The sequence below is a fragment of the Campylobacter sp. US50a genome (genome assembly GCF_004379015.1).
In the GTDB taxonomy this organism is placed as follows: Bacteria; Campylobacterota; Campylobacteria; order Campylobacterales; family Campylobacteraceae; genus Campylobacter_D; species Campylobacter_D jejuni.
The window spans coordinates 1-294 of the sequence record NZ_RYYJ01000090.1; the positions used below are offsets into that span (position 1 = coordinate 1).

Sequence of the window (294 nt, forward strand, 5' to 3'; positions counted from 1 at the left end):
CCTATAGGAATTTGAGAAATGACATAATCTTTACTTGTTACTTCATCGTGAATCATGAAGCGGTGACTATTGTCATTTGGCGCCCTTAAAAACATCTGCCACACTACAGCAAAAAGTATAAACATTTTTCCAAATTCAAACACAGGATTTGTTTGTCCATCCATTGCTTTTTTGATACTAAAAAGCAATAATGAAATAGCTAAGGCTGCATTAACGATATAACTTGTTTCAGTGGTTATACCTTTAACAGCTTGCATGATTTCATTCATCACATCGCCATAACCCCAAGTATAA

At 34.4% G+C, this 294-nt stretch carries 1 pseudogene; it reads right to left on the bottom strand.

From position 1 onward, the window contains the following. Positions 1-294, bottom strand: a pseudogene (locus tag ELQ11_RS09775) (conjugal transfer protein TraG); the annotation flags it as partial.